This window comes from Helicobacter pylori, assembly GCF_001653475.1.
In the GTDB taxonomy this organism is placed as follows: Bacteria; Campylobacterota; Campylobacteria; order Campylobacterales; family Helicobacteraceae; genus Helicobacter; species Helicobacter pylori_CM.
This window is the reverse complement of sequence record NZ_CP011487.1, coordinates 197,702-214,435: the sequence shown is the minus strand read 5'-3', so window position 1 is coordinate 214,435 and position 16,734 is coordinate 197,702. Positions and strand designations below refer to the sequence as shown.

Sequence of the window (16,734 nt, the reverse complement as noted above, 5' to 3'; positions counted from 1 at the left end):
AGGGTTTGATTGAAACGGGTGTTTTTATGGCTTATTTTTGTATTAGCCCTTCAAAAGCTTTTGGCCGAAAAAATAGGCGATATAGCGGGCGTGGTGGGCGTAAGGGATAACCAGCTGATTGGTTATGGGCTTGTGATTGGCTTAAATGGCACAGGGGATAAATCCGGCTCAAAATTCACCATGCAATCCATTTCTAACATGCTAGAGAGCGTGAATGTCAAAATCTCTGCAGATGATATTAAATCTAAAAATGTCGCTGCAGTGATGATTACGGCTTCTTTGCCCCCCTTTGCAAGACAGGGCGATAAAATTGATGTTCAAATTTCTTCTATTGGGGATGCAAAATCCATTCAAGGAGGGACTTTGGTGATGACCCCTTTAAATGCGGTAGATGGGAATATTTACGCTCTCGCTCAAGGGGCTATCACTTCGGGTAATTCTAATAACTTGCTCTCAGCCCATATCATCAATGGGGCGACTATTGAAAGGGAAGTTTCGTATGATTTATTCCATAAAAATGCCATGGTTTTGAGCCTAAAAAACCCCAATTTTAAAAACGCTATCCAAGTGCAAAACACTTTAAATAAGGTATTTGGCAATAAAGTAGCGATAGCATTAGATCCAAAAACCATTCAAATCACTCGCCCAGAGCGTTTTTCTATGGTGGAGTTTTTAGCCTTAGTGCAAGAAATCCCCATTAATTACAGCGCGAAAAATAAGATCATTGTAGATGAAAAATCAGGCACGATCGTTTCAGGAGTGGATATAATAGTGCATCCTATAGTGGTTACAAGCCAAGACATCACTCTTAAAATCACTAAAGAGCCATTAAATGATTCTAAGAACACGCAGGATTTAGACAATAACATGTCCTTAGACACCGCTCATAACACGCTGAGTTCTAACGGGAAAAACATCACCATTGCCGGGGTGGTAAAAGCCTTACAAAAAATTGGCGTGAGCGCTAAGGGGATGGTTTCAATCTTGCAAGCCCTAAAAAAAAGCGGTGCGATTAACGCTGAAATGGAGATACTATGATCAACAACAATAAAGCCATGTTAGAGCAATACAATGTTTCTAAATTAGCGAGCGAAGAGAAATTAAAAGCGCTAGCTCAAAATAAAAACGACAAGCTCCTCAAAGAACAAACCGATTCTTTTGAAGCGTTACTTTTAAAATTCATGCTGGATAGCGCCATGAAAATGGATAACCCTTTGTATCCTAAAGCCCCAGGCGATGAGATTTACACATCCATGTATAAGGACACCCTTTCTAAAGAATTGAGCGGGAATTTTGGCTATAGCGAAATGCTGTTTAATTTCTTAAAAGAGCAAGAAAAACAAAAACCATGAAAAAATCTAAGCGTTTAAAACACCCTTATTTAAAGCGTTCCCATTTGAAACACTCTCATAAGGCTCCTTCTTTCAAGGGGTTGTTAAAAAAAGAGGATAATGTGATTTCATTAGAAAATTTTAAACCCAAAGAGAGCGAAGATTTATTAGAAAATTTTTCCAACAAAAAAGACATGCAAGAATTGCTAGGGCTTTTAAACCAATTTATTTTACAAAGCTACAAGGTAGAAAAGGAATTTAAGGATTATAAAGCCCTTTATGAATGGGTCATAGAGATTTTACCGCAAGCCATTTGGGTGATGAATGAAAACGGGAGCTTTTTTTATAAAAATTCTTTAGCCAATCAAAGCCATGAGGTATTTAATAAGGCTAAATTAGAAAATTTTAACACTGAAATTGAACATGAAAATAAAAGCTATTTAGTCCAGCAAAACAGCATTCAAGGCAAGCAAATCATCACCGCAACCGATATTAGCGCTCAAAAACGCCAAGAGCGGCTCGCTTCTATGGGGAAAATCTCAGCACATTTAGCCCATGAGATCAGAAACCCTGTAGGCTCTATCTCTCTTTTAGCTTCGGTGTTATTAAAGCATGCGAACGAAAAGACTAAGCCCATTGTTGTAGAATTGCAAAAAGCTTTATGGCGCGTGGAAAGAATCATTAAAGCCACCTTGCTTTTTTCTAAAGGCATTCAAGCCAACCGCACCAAGCAAAGTTTAAAAACGCTAGAGAGCGATCTCAAAGAAGCCCTAAATTGCTACACTTACTCTAAAGACATTGATTTTCTTTTTAATTTTAGCGATGAAGAAGGGTTTTTTGACTTTGATTTAATGGGGATTGTGTTACAAAATTTCTTGTATAACGCCATTGATGCGATTGAAGCCTTAGAAGAGAGCGAACAGGGTCAAGTGAAGATTGAAGCGTTCATTCAAAATGAATTTATTGTCTTCACTATTATTGATAATGGCAAGGAAGTGGAAAACAAAAGCGCTTTATTTGAGCCTTTTGAAACCACTAAATTGAAGGGTAATGGCTTAGGGTTAGCCCTGTCTTTACAAGTCGTTAAAGCCCATGAAGGGAGCATTGCGCTATTAGAAAATCAAGAAAAAACCTTTGAAATTAGGATTCTTAACGCTTCTTAATTTTTGATAACTATCCCCCTTAAAAAATGAGTTTTACTATAAAACAAAATTTTAAAAAGATTAAATCATATTAAATTGAATAGGTTTTATCAATATTTGACAAAAATAAGATCAAAAAAATTCTTCATTAACTCTTTTGATGTAGGATAGCGATCAAGGTTTTTATGAAAATAAAAGCCTAAAACAATTTTAAAAAAAGGACTTTTGATGAAAACATTTGAAATTTTAAAACATTTGCAAGCGGATGCGATCGTGTTATTTATGAAAGTGCATAACTTCCATTGGAATGTGAAAGGCACGGATTTTTTCAATGTGCATAAAGCCACTGAAGAAATTTATGAAGAGTTTGCGGACATGTTTGATGATCTCGCTGAAAGGATCGCTCAATTAGGACACCATCCCTTAGTCACTTTATCCGAAGCACTCAAACTCACTCGCGTTAAAGAAGAAACTAAAACGAGCTTCCACTCTAAAGACATCTTTAAAGAAATTCTAGAGGACTACAAACACCTAGAAAAAGAATTTAAGGAGCTCTCTAACACCGCTGAAAAAGAAGGCGATAAAGTCACCGTAACTTATGCGGACGATCAATTAGCCAAGTTGCAAAAATCCATTTGGATGCTGCAAGCCCATTTGGCTTAAGCTACCCAAAAGAAGCCTGCATGAGAGATTACAGCGAGCTTGAAATTTTTGAGGGAAACCCCTTAGACAAGTGGAATGACATTATTTTTCATGCGAGCAAAAAGCTTTCTAAAAAAGAGCTAGAAAGGCTTTTAGAGCTTCTGGCTCTTTTAGAAACTTTTATAGAGAAAGAAGGCTTAGAAGAAAAGTTTGAATCTTTCGCTAAAGCTTTAAGAATGGATGAAGAGTTGCAACAAAGAATAGAGAGCAGGAAAACAGACATTGTGATCCAATCCATGGCGAATATTCTTAGCGGGAATGAATGAGATTATCCGCTATGGCTTGATATTTCTCTTTTTTTTAAAGGCGTTTGGGCTTGATTATGGGATAGATAAAACGCTAGAATTAAAAAAAGATGAAGTGTTTAAAGCGATCATCAAAGACACTTCAAATGGACAAACCAAAGAAATCACGCTCTATTGGACGCTATATGCAAATAAAGGTTTAGCCATCAACATGCGTTTTAACCATTTCCCTTACCAGTTTATTTTATACACCGATCATGCGAGAAACACCTATAACCTCAAAGTTTTTGAAGAAAAATTTTCTTCTAACAGCGTTCTGTCGCTTGTGTTTAAAGATTTTAAAGAAGATAAAGCCACTTTAAGATTTTTAGCCCTTATGCCCCTTGTTTTTTTCCCTAAAGAGCCTTAAGGAATTTGCATGCAAGAAAAACAACTTAAAGCCATTCAAAATAAGATCGCTTCTTGGATCAAAGAAATAGAAAGTAGCTTTATAGATGAATTGTTTTCTAAGATTGGCCCTTCAAAAATGCTGCGCTCCAAACTCATGCTCGCTTTATTGAATGAAAAAACAGACGCTATTTTGTTGGATAAAGCGCTCCATTTGTGTGCGATTGTAGAAATGATACAGACCGCTTCTTTATTGCATGATGATGTGATTGATAGAGCCACCATGCGCCGAAAACTCCCTAGCATTAACGCTCTTTTTGGTGATTTTAACGCCGTGATGCTTGGGGATGTGTTTTATTCTAAAGCCTTTTTTGAACTATCTAAAATGGGGGAATCCATTGCTCAAGCCCTCTCTAATGCGGTTTTAAGGCTCTCTAGGGGTGAGATTGAAGATGTGTTTGTGGGGGAATGTTTCAATAGCGACAAGCAAAAATACTGGCGTATCTTAGAAGACAAGACCGCTCATTTCATAGAAGCGAGCTTAAAGAGCATGGCGATTCTTTTAAATAAAGACGCAAAAATATATGCGGATTTTGGACTGCATTTTGGCATGGCGTTTCAAATCATTGATGATTTATTGGACATCACTCAAGACGCCAAAACTTTAGGTAAGCCCAATTTTAGCGATTTTAAAGAAGGCAAGACCACTTTACCCTACTTGCTTTTATATGAAAAATTAAATCAGCATGAACAAGGGCTTTTGATTTCTTATTTTAAACAAGATAGCCATGAAATCATAGAATGGACTAAGGAAAAATTCAAGCAATATGGTATCATAGAAGAAACCCTTAAAATCGCTCAAGTTTATTCTAAAAAAGCCCTTGAAGCCATTAAAGGGGAAAATAATTTGATTTTAGAAAAACTAGCGCAAGATGTCATTTATAGGACTTTTTAATGGAGTTAGAAACTCATTTGTCAAAATATTTCACCCTAGCCTTTACGCATAAGAGCATGAGCTTAGAAATGCGAGAAAAACTCGCTATCAATTCGAGCGCAACGCTTAAAGAATTTTTACAAACCATTAAAAACCATTGCCCTAACATCAAAGAGTGCATGGTGTTATCCACATGCAATCGCTTTGAAATCTATGCGAGCTTAAAACACGGCGCTCATGCTAATGAACAAAAAAGCGCGTTATTAAAAATTTTGGCTCAAAATAAAAAAATGAGCGTGTCTGATTTAGAAAGATGCGTTTTAATGAGCACTGATGAAAGCGCAGTCCATCATGTCTTTAGCGTGTGCAGCAGTTTAGATAGCCTAGTAGTGGGGGAAACTCAAATCACAGGGCAGATGAAAAACGCCTATAAATTCGCTTTTGAAGAGAAATTTTGCTCCAAAGATTTGACCCGATTGCTCCATTTTGCTTTCAAATGCGCCGCTAAAGTGCGGAATCTAACCGGTATTTCCAAACAAGGGGTCTCCATTTCTTCAGTGGCGGTCAAAGAAGCGCTTAATATTTTTGAAAAAGAAAGGATTAAGGATAAAAAAGCCCTTGTGATAGGGCTTGGCGAGATGGCTCAATTAGTCATCAAACACCTTTTAAACAAGCAATTTGAAGCACTTGTTTTAGGGCGTAATGCGGCTAAATTTGAAGATTTTATCAAAGAATTAGAAGAGCCTAAAAAAGTGAGCTTTCAAAATATAGAAAATTTAAACGCTTATATCAATGAATACGAACTGCTTTTTTGCGCCACTTCTTCGCCGGATTTTATCGTGCAAAATCGCATGTTAAAAGAAACGATTTTCAGGCGTTTTTGGTTTGATTTAGCCGTGCCACGGAATATTGAAAAGCCAATATTCAATAATATTTTCTTATACAGCGTGGATGATTTAGAGCCTATGGTGAGGGAAAATGTAGAAAACAGGCAAGAAAGCCGAACGAAAGCTTATGAGATTGTAGGGCTTGCCACAATGGAGTTTTACCAATGGATCCAAAGTTTGGAAGTAGAGCCTGTGATTAAGGATTTGAGGGAATTAGCCAGGATTTCAGCCCAAAAGGAATTGCAAAAAGCGCTTAAAAAACGCTATGTGCCTAAAGAATACGAAAGCAATATTGAAAAAATTTTGCACAACGCTTTCAATACCTTTTTACACCACCCTACTATCGCCTTAAAAAAGAACGCTCAAAAAGAAGAATCCGATGTGCTTGTGGGCGCGATTAAAAACTTGTTTAATTTAGACAAATCTAACGCTAATCATGCCCAGAATTTGAATCTCTATAAATGCGAATATTACGAGGAATAATGCATGTTATTTTCAAAACTCTTTGCCCCCACTCTCAAAGAACCCCCTAAAGATGCCGTATTAAAAAGCCATAAACACTTAGCTCAAGCAGGATACATTTATCAGGTAGGCAGCGGGATTTATAATTTTTTACCTTTAGCTAAAAAAGTGCTAGACAAGATAGAAAACATCACGCACAAACGCATGCAAGAGCATGGGGCGCAAAATATTTTAATGAGTTTTGTGGTTTTGGCGAGTTTGTGGGAAAAATCAGGCCGCTTGGATAAATACGGCAAGGAATTACTGGTTTTTAAAGACCGAAAAGACAATGATTTTGTTTTAAGCCCCACTTTAGAAGAAAATATCACCGAAATTGCCGCCAATTTCATTAAAAGCTACAAGCAATTACCCGTCCATCTCTATCAAATCCACACGAAATTCCGTGATGAAATCCGCCCGCGATTCGGGTTAGTGAGAGCGAGGGAATTTATCATGAAAGATGGTTATAGCTTTCATGAAGACGCTGAGAGCTTGGATAGGGAATTTTTAAACACGCAAAGCGCTTATAAAGAGATTTTAAGCGATTTGGGTTTGGATTTTCGCATTGTGGAAGCAGATAGCGGGGCGATTGGGGGGAGTAAAAGCAGAGAATTTGTCGTTTTAACAGAATGCGGGGAAGACACGATCGTGGTGTGTAGAAATTGCGATTATGCAGCCAATATTGAAATCGCTAAACGCTCTAAAAGACCTGATCCCTTAAGTGTCCCAAAAGCACAATTAGCGAAATTCCCTACCCCTAATACCACTAGCGCTGAAAGCGTGGCGGGGTTTTTTAAAACAGAGCCTTATTTTGTTTTAAAAGCTGTTGTTAAAAAAGTGATCCATAAAGATAAAGAAACCCTAGCGTGCTTTTTTGTTAGGGGCGATGACAATTTAGAGGAAGTTAAAGCCCTAAACGCCTTGAATCTTTTAGGGGCGAACGCTTTAGAATTAAAAGAGGCCAGTCAAGAAGATTTAAACAACGCAGGATTAATAGCGGGTTTTATAGGGCCTTATGGCTTGAAAAAGCATGTTTCTTACATTATCTTTGATGAAGATTTAAAGGAGGGCGATTGTTTAATTGCTGGGGCTAATGAAAAGGATTTTCATGCGGTGGGCGTGGATTTAAAAGGGTTTGAAAATCTTGTTTATGCGGATATTGTCCAGGTTAAAGAGAGCGATCATTGCCCTAATTGTCAAGGAGCGTTGAAATACCATAAGAGTTTGGAAGTGGGGCATATTTTCAAACTCGGGCAAGGCTATGCTAAAAGCTTGAAGGCTAGTTTCTTGGATAAGAATGGTAAGGAGCGGTTTTTTGAAATGGGGTGCTATGGGATAGGCATTAGCCGATTGCTCAGCGCGATTTTAGAGCAAAAAAGCGATGATCTAGGCTGTGTATGGACGAAAAATACCGCCCCTTTTGATGTGGTGATCGTGGTTTCTAATTTCAAAGATGAAGCGCAAAAAAAACTCGCTTTTGAAGTGTATGAAAGGCTGCTTCAAAAAGGCGTTGATGTGCTCTTAGATGACAGAGACGCACGTTTTGGGGCAAAGATGAGGGATTTTGAATTGATTGGGGAAAAACTAGCGCTCATTGTTGGGAAGCAAACTTTAGAGAGTAAAGAATTTGAATGCATCAAACGCGCTAATTTAGAAAAACAAACGCTTAAAGATACAGAATTAGAAGAAAAAATTTTAGAAATATTAGCGAGCGAATAAGGGGGCGTGAGTGGGAAATTTAGTGATTGGCTCTAGGGGGAGCGAATTAGCCTTATGGCAAGCGAATTACATTAAAGAACGCCTGAAAAAGGAATGCTTTATAGAAAGCGAGATTCAAATCGTTAAGACTAAGGGCGATAAAATCTTAGACACCCCTTTAAATAAGATTGGCGGTAAGGGGCTATTCACTAAGGAATTAGAAGAATTGCTTTTAAAAGGCGAAATTGATTTGGCGGTGCATTCTTTAAAAGATGTGCCGGTCGTATTTGAAAAGGGGTTAGACTTGGCATGCATCACCAAAAGGGCTGATGCGAGAGACACTTTTTTAAGCGTGAAATTCCCTGATTTGATGAGTTTGCCTAAAGGGGCAAAGGTTGGCACAACTTCTTTAAGGCGCTCCATGCAGCTCAAATTCAAGCGCCAGGATTTAGACACAGAAAGCTTAAGGGGGAATGTCCAAAGCCGTTTGAAAAAGCTTGAATGTGGGGAATTTGACGCTATCATTTTAGCTGAAGCCGGGTTATGCCGCCTAGAAATTCAAGGAGCGAAATACCGCAAGGCTTTTAGCGTAGAAGAAATGATTCCTAGCATGGGTCAGGGGGCTTTAGGGGTAGAAATGCTCAAAAACCACAAGCATTTTGCCACGCTTCAAAAACTCAACGACGAGAAAAGTGCGTTTTGCTGCCATTTAGAAAGGGAGTTTATCAAAGGGCTTAATGGGGGGTGTCAGATCCCTATAGGCGTGCATGCGAGTTTAGCGGGTGATGAGGTTAAAATCCATGCGGTTTTAGGCTTGCCTAACGGGAAAGAAGTCATCACTAAAGAAAAGCAAGGGGATAAAACTAAAGCGTTTGATTTGGTTCAAGAGCTTTTAGAAGCGTTTTTGCAAAGCGGGGCTAAAGAGATTTTAGAAAAGGCGCAGTTGTTTTAATGCGTTTGTTTATCGCGCTGGTTTTGTTTTGGTGGTGGTTAAGCTTGAATGCTAAAGAAGCAGATTTCATCTCTGATTTGGAATACGGGATGGCTCTTTATAAAAACCCTAGAGGTATTGCGTGCGCGAAATGCCATGGCATTAAAGGCGAAAAACAAGAAATCACTTTTTATTATGAAAAAGGCGAAAAAAAAATCCTCTACGCCCCTAAAATCAACCATTTGGATTTTAAAACCTTTAAAGACGCCTTGAGTTTAGGCAAAGGCATGATGCCTAAATACAATCTCAATTTAGAAGAAATCCAAGCGATTTACCTTTACATCACCTCTTTAGAGCATAAGGATTCTCTTAAGCCCTAATCAAAGCGCGTGATTTATGTTAAAATGGAGCGTTATTTTTTGTCTTGATTAAAGAGGGTTCTAAAAATTAGAATTTAAAAGAAGGTAAAAATGAGTGTCAAAATTTTAAAAATATTCGTTTGTGGGTTATTTTTTTGGAACTTGAATGCCCATTTATGGGGGAAACAAGACAATAGCTTTTTAGGGGTTGGTGAAAGAGCCTATAAAAGCGGGAACTATTCTAAAGCGGCGTCTTATTTTAAAAGAGCATGCAACAATGGGGTGAGTGAAGGTTGCACGCAATTAGGAATCATTTATGAAAACGGGCAAGGCACTAAAATAGATTATAAAAAAGCCCTAGAATATTACAAATCCGCATGCCAGGCTGATGATAGGGAAGGGTGTTTTGGTTTAGGGGGGCTTTATGATGAAGGGTTGGGCACGACTCAAAATTATCAAGAAGCCATTGACGCTTATGCTAAGGCGTGCGTTTTAAAACACCCTGAGAGTTGCTACAATTTAGGCATTATTTATGACCGAAAAATCAAAGGCAATGCCTCTCAAGCGGTTACCTACTATCAAAAAAGCTGTAATTTTGATATGGCTAAGGGGTGTTATGTTTTGGGCGTGGCTTATGAAAAAGGCTCTTTAGAAGTCAAACAAAGCAACCATAAAGCCGTCATCTATTATTTGAAAGCGTGCCGATTGAATGATGGGCAGGCTTGTCGCGCGTTAGGGAGTTTGTTTGAAAATGGCGATGCAGGGCTTGATGAAGATTTTGAAGTGGCGTTTGATTATTTGCAAAAAGCTTGCGGGTTAAACAATTCTGGTGGTTGCGCGAGTTTAGGCTCTATGTATATGTTAGGCAGGTATGTCAAAAAAGATCCCCAAAAGGCTTTTAATTATTTCAAACAAGCATGCGATATGGGGAGTGCGGTGAGTTGCTCCAGGATGGGCTTTATGTATTCCCAGGGGGACGCTGTTGTAAAAGACTTGAGGAAAGCCCTTGATAATTATGAAAGGGGTTGCGATATGGGCGATGAAGTGGGTTGCTTCGCTCTAGCGGGCATGTATTACAACATGAAAGATAAAGAAAACGCCATAGTGATTTATGACAAGGGCTGTAAGCTAGGCATGAAACAAGCATGCGAAAATCTCACTAAACTTAGGGGGTATTGAAACATTTAATCAATCCCCTAAATTATCATCGTGTTTAATTAAACTTTTCAAAGATTTGGCTCTGTTTTAAGAACCAAACCAAAAATCCCAAACATCTTCAGTGTTTGTAATGAATGCTGTTAATTTATAACATTGCGTTCGTATCTAGGGCAGAAGTTTTACGCCTTTAAAGACATGACGCACAAAAGAGCGGATGCGTTAGAGATTAAAATCTGTAAAATCCCTATTATTAGGGATACAGAGTGAAACCCAAACTCTCGCATCAGCCTAGGGGGAAAATCCCAAATACCTTTAGTGTCGCTCCACTCCTCTATGAACAAGCTTATTCAGCATTAACTTTAATTTTTTAAAAAATAGGATTTTTAAAACTTATAAGGGGATAGGGGGTATTTTGAAACAACTCTCCCTAAAACTAAATCCCTGATAACCCCATAAGAGCGCGTTATGAGAAACTACCACTCGATTAGCTCTTTTATTTTAGTTGTGAAAAATACCTTTAGCGTTTTAAAACCCTACAAAGACCAATAGATCGCTGTAAAAAACACCACACTCCCTATCAAAACGCTTACAAACATGCGTTTAGTGTCCTTAAAAGCCACCATTAAAAACGCGCTCAAATAAAACAGCAATAAAAACACGCAAAAAATCCCCAAAAGCGCCTTAAACACCACGCCCACCTTAGCCTTATGCAGCATGATGAGCGCACCTAAAAAGCCCCTTTCAATGGTTTTGATTTTTGTTTGAGTGCCTTGAGTTTCAAGGTTGATTTCATACAAAGGCGTGCCAATAACCAACGCTCCCCTATGCTCTCTGGGCTCTATCTTTTTAGGCATAGCGATATGGTTTTGTTTTAGAAAGTCTTTTAAAAAATCCAATCGTTCTTCTTTTTTTAAGGATTTTTCTAAAACCCACTCTTTGATCTTAGCGCCAGTGTCTTGGCGCACCCCAAAGAGCAACGAAAGCCCGCTAACCGCAAAAAGAAGTGCCAAAGGGAAGAAAAAAGTGGTCGCATAGATGTGGAAATAACGCATCATTGCAGCCATTATTGCAATCTGTGGCTCACGAATTTAGAAAAATTATCCAAGATCAACCCCCCTTTTCTAAACCCTAGCGCGCAAGATTCATAAGCAAAAAACACATTAGGCTGATAATACAACCCATTATGCGAATTGAGCTCGTAAAACTCTTGATAAACGGGTTTGTGGTTAGAATAAACGCCGTCCGTCTTTAAAAGCGATTGCATGGAAGCTTCAAAGATTTCACTATTCGCCCCTTCCCTACCAAAAGCCACTTTTTTGATTTGCTTTTTATTGGCTAAAGGTTCATAGCTCGTTTCTAACAATAAGGGGTGGTTGGGGTATCTGTCCCATAAAAGTTTTAAAAAACGCTTGGATTGGAAAAGGATCGTGTAAGCGGGGTTTAAAAAAATCGTGTTTTTATTTTCCATCATGCTTTGCATCAAAAGAGCTAATTCTGGTTCATCAATAGCGATATTTTCCCATGGGATTAGTTTGAATAAAAACTCATAATTCAAGCCGTTTTTAAACACGCCCTCTTCTGCATTAAATTCCACCTCATCAATGTAAGAAAAATCCGTTTCAAACCCCACGCTCTGAGCAGCGTCTTGCAAAAAACGCATGGTGCGCTCTTCTTCAATATTCCCCCTAACGCTTGAAAAAAGGATTTTCCACCCCTCATACATTTCCTCAAAACGGCTCGTGTCTTCGCCTAAAGTTACCATGCGTTTAAAATTCTCGCCAAGCGCTTCATAAAGGTTATTGAATTGCTTGTTTTCATCATAGCCATTCGCTTTGAGTAACGCCCATTGAACCACCGCAGTTTCATAGAGCATGGTGGGGGTATCAGCGTTAAATTCCAGCAATTTAATAGGCTTGCCATCAAGCCCCCCAGCTAAATCAAAACGCCCGTAAATATGCCAATGCACTTCTTCTTCAAAACTCTGTTTGATCATAGGAATGAGCGCGTTAGGAATATCCAATTCAAAAAAGCGATCGTTTTTAATGGCCTCTTCAGCCGTCTCTACAAACATGTCATAAAGCTCATTACAAGCGTCATAATAAGCGTCCGCTTCTTTTTGAGAAACAACCACCATTTCATCAGCGATATAAGATGACATGTCGTCATTAGTGTGCCAATCTAAGCCGATTTCTTCTAAGGTCTTATTGTCTAAAGGTTTTAAAGGAATCACTTGCATTTTTTAGCCTTGAATAGATTAAATTATGAATTAAAGCCCCTTGTCCCAGAGCTTACCGCAGGCGAACTAGTAGGCCTACTAGAGCCAAAAAACCCGCTCTGTCCCCTACTCGCTCCGCCCATGCTTGAAGCACTGGGCGCACTTTTAGAAAAGGAATTTTGAGAGCGTTGGTAAGCTTGTGGGGATTTATAGGTCCGTTGGGCGTTTTGCTGATAATTAGGGTTATTGAAAAGCTTATTGCCAATATAACTCCCTAAAATCGCCCCCGCTGCACTCCCTAAAATTGCGCTCCCCAAGCCAAAGCCTGAGTTTTCATTACTCCCTCCATTATTAGGCTGGACAAGCTTGCTCGTGCCGTTATCAATTTTGGCTTCTTCTTCTTTGATGAGCTTTTGAATCTCTTCATTGCTTAACACGCGTTCATTGCCTTGCAAATCGCGCACTATAATGTGGGTTCTTGAACTGGGGTATTCTTCAACAACCTTGTAAGATTTATCCTTTTGCTCTTCTAAAATCACAAATGCGCCTTTTTGAACGCTTTGACTTAAAGAGCTTTGCTCTTTTGGTTTGTCATCGGCATTGCTCTTACACCCCACAATGCTCACCATCACCAACGCGCTCAAACCACCCACGATCGCATAATCAGAAATCTTTCTGTAGGGTTTTTTCATGAGAGTAGCCTTATATCATGCCTTATAATGATACAAGAAAGGCACGCCCTTAATTACGCCCGATTCAAAAATCTTTTTAGTGGTATTTTCCACTTTAGTGCGTAAATCTTCAGGCTCTTTTTGAGCGTTAATATCGTATTGGGTGGAATAAATCTTTTCAAGAATAGAGATTTTATCTTCCACGCTCGCTCCCTTAGCCCTAGCTTGCGCCATTTCTTCTTGGATCAAAGCCGCTTTTTTAGCTGAATTGACCCCAAGCCACCCCACTACAACCATTCTCACGGTGTTTTCTTTCAAGTGATCCCTGAGTTTAGTGAGCTCTTTTTGGCAATGCGGGCACATGGGATCAGAGACAATATAAAGGATTTTATCCTTATTTTCAGCCTTAGTAGAGGGCAACTCTATCACATAATCAGCCGGTATTTCGTTAAAAATAGCGTTCAATTTCGCGCTATTTTGTTGGGTGGCGTTAAGGGCTTGGACTTTTTGATTGGTTTCTGCGACTAATTGCACATCATCGCTTTTATTGCTAAAAAAGATATTGCTAAGACCTATGATTAAATTACCATCCTTACTCACCACAAGCGGGATATTGTATTTAGTGTCTGGGTCTTCTACCACCACGATTTTCAAATCCTGGCTGGATTTTAAAGGTTTGATTTCTAAAACACGCACCTTTTTATTGGTCTGTTTTTCAATCACGCTCACTAAATTATCCTGCATCCGTTTGTCATTAGCCGAAGCTGAATGTTTAGGGGCTGCCCCTAAGCCTACAAGAAGTAATGCACTCAACACGCTCGCTCTTAACATCATTAAAACTCCTAAAGTTCAACAGCCTAAACCCTTACAATAAAAGGAATAAGCTTTTAATGGGTATAATACCATAAAAATCCCCTATTTTCATAAGGCTTAAAAAGGTTTAAAGATGATTATCATTCCTGCTAGATTAAAATCCAGTCGTTTTGAGAATAAAGTGCTAGAAGATATTTTTGGCTTGCCTATGGTAGTGCGTTGCGCTAAAAATGCGAATCTGGTAGATGAATGCGTAGTCGCTTGCGATGATGAAAGCATCATGCAAACATGCCAAAAATTCCACATTAAAGCACTGCTAACCTCCAAACACCATAATAGCGGCACAGAACGCTGTTTGGAAGCGGCGCAAATTTTAGGGTTAAAAAACGATGAAAGGGTTTTAAACCTGCAAGGCGATGAGCCTTTTTTAGAAAAAGAAGTCATTTTAGCGTTATTAGAAGCCACCAAAAACGCCCCTTTCATGGCAACTTGCGCTAAAGTCATTGATGAAGAGCAAGCCAAAAGCCCTAATTTAGTCAAGGTGGTTTTAGATTATCACAATAACGCCTTGTATTTTTCGCGCTCCCTTATCCCCTTTTTACGAGACGCTGATATGAAACGCCAAACCCCCCTTTTAGGGCATATCGGTATTTATGGCTTCCACAATAAAGAAATATTAGAAGAATTATGCACTTTAAAACCTTGCGTTTTAGAGGAACTGGAAAAATTAGAGCAATTAAGGGCTTTGTATTATCAAAAAAAGATTGCAGTGAAAATCGTTCAAAGTGAAAGCGTGGGCATTGACACCAAAGAAGATTTGCAAAACGCTTTGAAAATTTTTAGCCCCAATCCCCTTGATTGGTAAAATTTAAAAAAAATACTCAAACATCTTTCACCATCAAAACCTCTTTTTAAATCCAAAAAAAAGCAAAATTGGTTAATTTTTGCTGAATTTTATTAAAAATTTAATTAGATTTATGGTATACTTTAAACACATTGTAAATAAAGTTTTAATTTGATACGATTTTACAAACAGAACATTACTTTAAGGAACATTTTATGAAAAAAACGATTTTACTTTCTCTTATGGTTTCATCGCTCCTTGCTGAAGATGACGGCGTTTTTATGAGCGTGGGCTATCAAATCGGCGAAGCCGCTCAAATGGTGAAAAACACCGGCGAAATCCAAAAAGTCTCCAACGCTTACGAAAATTTAAACAATCTTTTAACCCGCTATAACGAACTCAAACAAACGGCTTCTAACACTGATTCAAGCACCGCTCAAGCGATTAATAATCTAAAAGAGAGCGCTAGTAGATTAAAAACGGCCCCTAATACCGCTAAAGAAGCCGTGTCTTCAGCGCTCAGCTCTGCGGTGGGCATGTGGCAAGTCATAGCCTCTAATTTAGCCAATAACTCGCTGTCTTCTAGCGAATACGAAAAACTCAAAGCAACTTCTCAACTGCTCCAAAATACCTTAGAAAATAAAAATGCAGCCAACAATAATACCACCATTGATAATGACGCCTCAAAACTTTTGGATGACGCCAAAACCATTATTAACACCCTTCAAAGCCAATGCCCAGGGATAGACGGGGGCAATGGCAAACCATGGGGCATTAATGCAAGCGGGAACGCATGCAATATTTTTGGCAACACCTTTAACGCTATCACTAGCATGATTGATAGCGCTAAAAAAGCCGACGAGCAATTTAGAAGAACCGACCCAAGCCAAGGCGCAAACCAACAAAACGCCTTTAGCAACGCTGATTTCAATCAAAACCTTAATCAAGTGTCAAGCGTTATTAACGACACTATTTCTTACCTCAAAGGGGACAATTTAGAAACCATCTATAACGCCATTCAAAAAACGCCTAATTCTAAAGGGTTTCAAGGTTTGGTGAGCAGGTCTAGCTATAGTTATTCTCTTAACGAAACTAAATATTCTCAATTCCAAACCACCACCAAAGAGTTTGGCCATAACCCTTTCAGAAGCGTGGGTTTGATTAACTCTCAAAGCAATAACGGAGCGATGAACGGCGTGGGCGTGCAATTAGGCTATAAGCAATTCTTCGGGAAAAGTAAATTTTTTGGGATTCGGTATTATGCCTTTTTTGATTACAACCATGCCTATATCAAATCCAACTTTTTTAACTCCGCTTCTAATGTTTTCACTTATGGTGCAGGCAGTGATCTTTTATTGAATTTCATCAATGGCGGATCCAATCAAAACCGCAAAGTCTCTTTTGGCATTTTTGGAGGCATCGCTCTAGCAGGCACGACATGGCTTAACAATCAATCTGCGAACTTAAAAGCCAGCAGCTACAACGCCAAAACCAACAACACCAATTTCCAATTCTTATTCAATACCGGTTTAAGGCTTCAAGGGATTCACCATGGCGTTGAATTAGGCGTGAAAATCCCCACCATCAACACGAATTACTATTCTTTCATGGGCGCTAAATTGGCATACCGAAGACTTTATAGCGTGTATTTCAATTATGTTTTGGCTTATTGATATTGAATCTGTTCTCATCACTAGTGAGGACAAAGCCAACTTTTTGGCTCTCAATGAATAACGGCATCATTTTACTTGACTTTTTACAAAAAACACACTAAAATTTCTTTTCATTTTTGAGCGAAATTCCAGATTAGCTCAGCGGTAGAGTAGGCGGCTGTTAACCGCTTGGTCGTAGGTTCGAATCCTACATCTGGAGCCATACTTTTAACCCATCTTTTTTCTTTTTTATAGCAATAAAAT

The 16,734-nt window shown here is 38.8% G+C and carries 18 protein-coding genes and 1 tRNA gene; 15 read left to right on the top strand and 4 right to left on the bottom strand.

The genetic code is table 11. From position 1 onward, the window contains the following. The first annotated feature begins 9 nt into the window (after positions 1-9). The 12 genes from AA974_RS01055 (at position 10) to hcpE (ending at position 10,296) form a co-directional block, all read left to right on the top strand. Complete coding sequence (locus AA974_RS01055; RefSeq protein ID WP_064433051.1) at positions 10-1,038, top strand: flagellar basal body P-ring protein FlgI; 1,029 nt, start codon at positions 10-12, stop codon at positions 1,036-1,038. Beyond that, entirely contained in the window at positions 1,035-1,352 is a 318-nt protein-coding gene (locus AA974_RS01050) for a hypothetical protein (protein ID WP_000609406.1), read from the top strand. The genes AA974_RS01055 and AA974_RS01050 overlap by 4 nt, the downstream gene beginning before the upstream one ends. Then, positions 1,349-2,494 (top strand): acid survival sensor histidine kinase, encoded by a 1,146-nt coding sequence (gene flgS, locus AA974_RS01045; protein WP_064433050.1) that lies wholly within the window; start codon positions 1,349-1,351, stop codon positions 2,492-2,494. Before AA974_RS01050 ends, flgS begins: the two co-directional genes overlap by 4 nt. A gap of 207 nt (positions 2,495-2,701) precedes the next feature. After that, positions 2,702-3,136, top strand: a complete 435-nt coding sequence (gene dps / locus AA974_RS01040) for a DNA starvation/stationary phase protection protein (protein ID WP_064433049.1) — start codon at positions 2,702-2,704, stop codon at positions 3,134-3,136. A gap of 20 nt (positions 3,137-3,156) precedes the next feature. After that, entirely contained in the window at positions 3,157-3,441 is a 285-nt protein-coding gene (locus tag AA974_RS01035; protein ID WP_064433048.1) for a DUF2018 family protein, read from the top strand. After that, on the top strand, positions 3,434-3,829 hold the full coding sequence (locus AA974_RS01030; protein WP_064433047.1) for a hypothetical protein: 396 nt from the start codon (positions 3,434-3,436) through the stop codon (positions 3,827-3,829). Before AA974_RS01035 ends, AA974_RS01030 begins: the two co-directional genes overlap by 8 nt. Positions 3,830-3,838: 9 nt before the next feature. Continuing rightward, positions 3,839-4,762 (top strand): polyprenyl synthetase family protein, encoded by a 924-nt coding sequence (locus tag AA974_RS01025; RefSeq protein ID WP_064433046.1) that lies wholly within the window; start codon positions 3,839-3,841, stop codon positions 4,760-4,762. Continuing rightward, complete coding sequence (hemA, locus tag AA974_RS01020; protein WP_064433045.1) at positions 4,762-6,111, top strand: glutamyl-tRNA reductase; 1,350 nt, start codon at positions 4,762-4,764, stop codon at positions 6,109-6,111. The genes AA974_RS01025 and hemA overlap by 1 nt, the downstream gene beginning before the upstream one ends. Before the next feature lie 3 nt (positions 6,112-6,114). Beyond that, on the top strand, positions 6,115-7,848 hold the full coding sequence (gene proS / locus AA974_RS01015) for a proline--tRNA ligase (RefSeq protein WP_064433044.1): 1,734 nt from the start codon (positions 6,115-6,117) through the stop codon (positions 7,846-7,848). Between the two features lie 10 nt (positions 7,849-7,858). Then, complete coding sequence (hemC, locus tag AA974_RS01010) at positions 7,859-8,779, top strand: hydroxymethylbilane synthase (RefSeq protein ID WP_064433043.1); 921 nt, start codon at positions 7,859-7,861, stop codon at positions 8,777-8,779. Then, positions 8,779-9,138: a c-type cytochrome gene (locus AA974_RS01005; RefSeq protein WP_064433042.1), complete on the top strand. Its 360-nt coding sequence runs from the start codon at positions 8,779-8,781 to the stop codon at positions 9,136-9,138. The genes hemC and AA974_RS01005 overlap by 1 nt, the downstream gene beginning before the upstream one ends. Before the next feature lie 90 nt (positions 9,139-9,228). After that, positions 9,229-10,296 carry a Sel1-like repeat protein HcpE gene (gene hcpE, locus AA974_RS01000; protein ID WP_064433041.1) on the top strand — a complete coding sequence of 356 codons (1,068 nt, stop codon included), beginning with the start codon at positions 9,229-9,231 and terminating at the stop codon, positions 10,294-10,296. A gap of 512 nt (positions 10,297-10,808) precedes the next feature. On the opposite strand, the gene AA974_RS00995 is transcribed toward hcpE, so the two are convergent. Genes AA974_RS00995 through dsbK form a run of 4 tightly spaced genes read right to left on the bottom strand, consistent with a single transcriptional unit; the run spans position 10,809 to position 13,995 of the window. Further along, a complete protein-coding gene (locus AA974_RS00995; protein ID WP_064433040.1) occupies positions 10,809-11,339 on the bottom strand; it encodes a hypothetical protein in 531 nt (176 codons plus the stop codon). Further along, a complete protein-coding gene (locus AA974_RS00990) occupies positions 11,339-12,511 on the bottom strand; it encodes a glutathionylspermidine synthase family protein (protein ID WP_064433039.1) in 1,173 nt (390 codons plus the stop codon). Before AA974_RS00990 ends, AA974_RS00995 begins: the two co-directional genes overlap by 1 nt. Before the next feature lie 23 nt (positions 12,512-12,534). Then, positions 12,535-13,182, bottom strand: a complete 648-nt coding sequence (locus tag AA974_RS00985; RefSeq protein WP_064433038.1) for a UPF0323 family lipoprotein — start codon at positions 13,180-13,182, stop codon at positions 12,535-12,537. Between the two features lie 15 nt (positions 13,183-13,197). Next, complete coding sequence (gene dsbK, locus AA974_RS00980) at positions 13,198-13,995, bottom strand: protein disulfide-isomerase DsbK (protein ID WP_064433037.1); 798 nt, start codon at positions 13,993-13,995, stop codon at positions 13,198-13,200. Positions 13,996-14,107: 112 nt separating this feature from the next. On the opposite strand from dsbK, the gene kdsB reads away from it, so the two are divergent. From kdsB to AA974_RS00965, 3 genes are all read left to right on the top strand, one after another. Further along, positions 14,108-14,839, top strand: a complete 732-nt coding sequence (kdsB, locus tag AA974_RS00975) for a 3-deoxy-manno-octulosonate cytidylyltransferase (protein ID WP_064433036.1) — start codon at positions 14,108-14,110, stop codon at positions 14,837-14,839. A 194-nt stretch (positions 14,840-15,033) separates the two neighbouring features. Then, positions 15,034-16,491, top strand: a complete 1,458-nt coding sequence (gene hopA / locus AA974_RS00970; RefSeq protein ID WP_064433035.1) for a porin HopA — start codon at positions 15,034-15,036, stop codon at positions 16,489-16,491. A 127-nt stretch (positions 16,492-16,618) separates the two neighbouring features. Next, positions 16,619-16,693, top strand: a tRNA-Asn gene (locus AA974_RS00965). The last annotated feature ends 41 nt before the right edge of the window (positions 16,694-16,734 follow it).

Bases quoted from the DNA above. Each gene is read 5' to 3' on its own strand.
- AA974_RS01050 (WP_000609406.1), top strand. From the start codon at position 1,035: ATGATCAACAACAATAAAGCCATGTTAGAGCAATACAATGTTTCTAAA.
- flgS (WP_064433050.1), top strand. From the start codon at position 1,349: ATGAAAAAATCTAAGCGTTTAAAACACCCTTATTTAAAGCGTTCCCAT.
- dps (WP_064433049.1), top strand. From the start codon at position 2,702: ATGAAAACATTTGAAATTTTAAAACATTTGCAAGCGGATGCGATCGTG.
- AA974_RS01035 (WP_064433048.1), top strand. From the start codon at position 3,157: ATGAGAGATTACAGCGAGCTTGAAATTTTTGAGGGAAACCCCTTAGAC.
- AA974_RS01030 (WP_064433047.1), top strand. From the start codon at position 3,434: ATGAATGAGATTATCCGCTATGGCTTGATATTTCTCTTTTTTTTAAAG.
- AA974_RS01025 (WP_064433046.1), top strand. From the start codon at position 3,839: ATGCAAGAAAAACAACTTAAAGCCATTCAAAATAAGATCGCTTCTTGG.
- hemA (WP_064433045.1), top strand. From the start codon at position 4,762: ATGGAGTTAGAAACTCATTTGTCAAAATATTTCACCCTAGCCTTTACG.
- proS (WP_064433044.1), top strand. From the start codon at position 6,115: ATGTTATTTTCAAAACTCTTTGCCCCCACTCTCAAAGAACCCCCTAAA.
- AA974_RS01005 (WP_064433042.1), top strand. From the start codon at position 8,779: ATGCGTTTGTTTATCGCGCTGGTTTTGTTTTGGTGGTGGTTAAGCTTG.
- hcpE (WP_064433041.1), top strand. From the start codon at position 9,229: ATGAGTGTCAAAATTTTAAAAATATTCGTTTGTGGGTTATTTTTTTGG.
- AA974_RS00995 (WP_064433040.1), bottom strand. From the start codon at position 11,339: ATGGCTGCAATGATGCGTTATTTCCACATCTATGCGACCACTTTTTTC.
- AA974_RS00990 (WP_064433039.1), bottom strand. From the start codon at position 12,511: ATGCAAGTGATTCCTTTAAAACCTTTAGACAATAAGACCTTAGAAGAA.
- AA974_RS00985 (WP_064433038.1), bottom strand. From the start codon at position 13,182: ATGAAAAAACCCTACAGAAAGATTTCTGATTATGCGATCGTGGGTGGT.
- dsbK (WP_064433037.1), bottom strand. From the start codon at position 13,995: ATGATGTTAAGAGCGAGCGTGTTGAGTGCATTACTTCTTGTAGGCTTA.
- kdsB (WP_064433036.1), top strand. From the start codon at position 14,108: ATGATTATCATTCCTGCTAGATTAAAATCCAGTCGTTTTGAGAATAAA.
- hopA (WP_064433035.1), top strand. From the start codon at position 15,034: ATGAAAAAAACGATTTTACTTTCTCTTATGGTTTCATCGCTCCTTGCT.